The organism is Micromonospora phytophila (assembly GCF_023656545.1).
GTDB classification, from domain to species: domain Bacteria; phylum Actinomycetota; class Actinomycetes; order Mycobacteriales; family Micromonosporaceae; genus Micromonospora; species Micromonospora phytophila.
This window is the reverse complement of record NZ_JAMOKF010000567.1, coordinates 1-2,043: the sequence shown is the minus strand read 5'-3', so window position 1 is coordinate 2,043 and position 2,043 is coordinate 1. Positions and strand designations below refer to the sequence as shown.

Genomic DNA, 2,043 nt, shown 5'->3' with positions numbered 1-2,043 from the left:
GCCGGTCCGCGTCGCGGACCCGGGCGGCGGCGGCCACCGCGGCGCCTACGCTGGCGGCCGTCGCCTCACCGGCCGAGAGCACGTCGAGGGAGACGGCCATGGCCCGGCAGCCGTTGGCGGCGGCGGTGAACGCGGCGCCGACGGTGCCGGAGTGCAGCACCGCGCGGCCGGCGTTCGCGCCCCGGTTGATGCCGGAGAGCACCACCGACGGCGGCGGCCCGAACGCCCCGTGCACTGCGATCAGCGCGATGAACCCCGGGGAGCCGCCCACCCCGTAGGCCGGCACCCCGGGCAGGTCCGGCAGCGGGTGCTCGCGGACCACCACGTGCCCGTCGCGCTCGACCGCGTTCATCGCGGCGCTGGTGCCGCTCGCCTCCTCCAGGGGCGCGGCGACCACCACGTCGAGGCCCCGGTCCACCGCGGCCCGGGCCAGCGCCTGGATGCCGGGCGCGGCGATCCCGTCGTCGTTGGTGACCAGCACCCGCAACGTCATCGCTCGGCCGCCCGGTCGGCCAGCTCGTCCGGGGTGGTCCGCTCCTGCGGCCGGCTGCCGGCCGGCACCAGGCGGACCCGCTCGACCAGCCCGGTGATCGAGTCGAGCCGGCCGGTGCCGAGGCCGTGCCGGGTCACGTTCAACGCCCCGGCCGCCGCCCCGGTACGGATCGCGGTGCGCACGTCGCCGCCCCGGGCCATGACGGCGGCCACCCCGGCGGTCATCGAGTCGCCCGCGCCGCGCGGGTCGGCGGCCTCCAGCCGGGGCATCTCCACCTCGAAGACCTCGCCGTCGACGAGGGCGAGGGCCGGCTGGTCGGCCCGGCTCACCACCACGTTCTCGGCGCCGCCGGCGTGCAGGTCGTACATCGCCCGGGTGAGCTGCTCCTCGTCCTCGCTGGCGGCCCGGCCGTCGGCGATCAGCTCCTCGTGGCTGACCTTGAGGAAGAAGACCCCGCTCTCCAGCACCGCCGAGAGGTGGTCGCCGGCCAGGTCGACCACCACCCGGCTGCCGTTGGCGCCGAGGTCGGCGGCGAACCGGCGGTACATCTCTGCCGGGACGAGCGAGGGCTCGTTCGGCCCGCTCAGCACGCTGACCGGCGCGCGCAGCCCCTCGCCGAGCGCGAGGTTGTAGAGCTCGTCCAGCTCGTGCCGGCTGAGTGGCTGCCCGGGCACGTCGACGACCTCCTTCCGGGTCCCCTCCCGGCGGTCGTGCACGTACCCGCCGCTGCCGGAGTCCCGCACCACCACCTTGAGGTCGACCCCCTCGCTGACCAGCAGCGGCTCCAGCACCTGGCCGATCTCACCGCCCAGCGCGGTGCAGAGCACCACGTCGACCCCGAGCGACATGACCATCCGCGCCTGCCAGACGCCCTGTCCGCCGGGGTGCAGGTGCAGCTCGGGCGCGTCGCTGGGCTGGTCGACGGTCACCGTCAGCCGGGGGGTGGGTGCGAAGACCATCACGTGCGCGCTCATCCGTCGGATCCGTTCATGACCCCGCCCTCCGTCGGTCGATATGGCCGTGATTCCCCATCAACCGACCGTAGTCGGACAGGTGGGTGAACGTCCGGCGTCCGGGCGGTGACCGGCGGGGCGTTGCCAGCCCGCCCGGCGTACGCGACGATCGTGCGACCAGCGACGGCGGGAGACGGCGTGCTCAGGCGGGATTCCTTCAGCTACACCGTCCAGGCGCGTTGCTCGGTGGCGGAGGCCGCCGACCTGCTCGCCGACCCGACCCGCCAGGAGGAACTGCACCCGCTGATCGTCCGGGTCCGGCGGCTGCGGCCCCGCCCGGGCGCCCTGGCCAGCTACGCGATCACCGACCGGCTGGCCGCCGGGCCGCTGCGGTTCCCCGTCACCTACCGGGCCGACGTCCTGGTCGCCACCGGGGACGAGATCGTCACGGTGGCGCGGCAGTGGCCGGCCACGACGGTGCGCAACCGCACCCGGCTGCGGGCGGAGCCGGACGGCGTGGTCCGGGTCGACGTCGAGATCACCCTGGCCGCGCCCGTGCCGCTCTTCGGCTACGCGTTCCGCCAGGCCCGCGCCGCC

General features: G+C 75.8%; 3 protein-coding genes. 1 reads left to right on the top strand and 2 read right to left on the bottom strand.

Annotated features, from left to right (window positions below; translation table 11 throughout):
* Both surE and NCC78_RS31290 read right to left on the bottom strand, forming a co-directional pair.
* Window positions 1-493: 5'/3'-nucleotidase SurE (gene surE / locus NCC78_RS31295; RefSeq protein WP_250799036.1), on the bottom strand; the 493-nt coding region annotated here is incomplete at its 3' end.
* Entirely contained in the window at window positions 490-1,467 is a 978-nt protein-coding gene (locus NCC78_RS31290) for a 1-phosphofructokinase family hexose kinase (protein WP_250799034.1), read from the bottom strand. The genes surE and NCC78_RS31290, both read right to left, overlap by 4 nt.
* A gap of 177 nt (window positions 1,468-1,644) precedes the next feature.
* Between NCC78_RS31290 and NCC78_RS31285 the strand changes: the two genes are divergently transcribed.
* A partial coding sequence (locus NCC78_RS31285) for an SRPBCC family protein (RefSeq protein WP_250799032.1) occupies window positions 1,645-2,043 on the top strand: 399 nt, incomplete at its 3' end.

Coding starts and splice junctions, on each gene's coding strand:
- NCC78_RS31290 (WP_250799034.1), bottom strand. CDS start 1,467: ATGAGCGCGCACGTGATGGTCTTCGCACCCACCCCCCGGCTGACGGTG.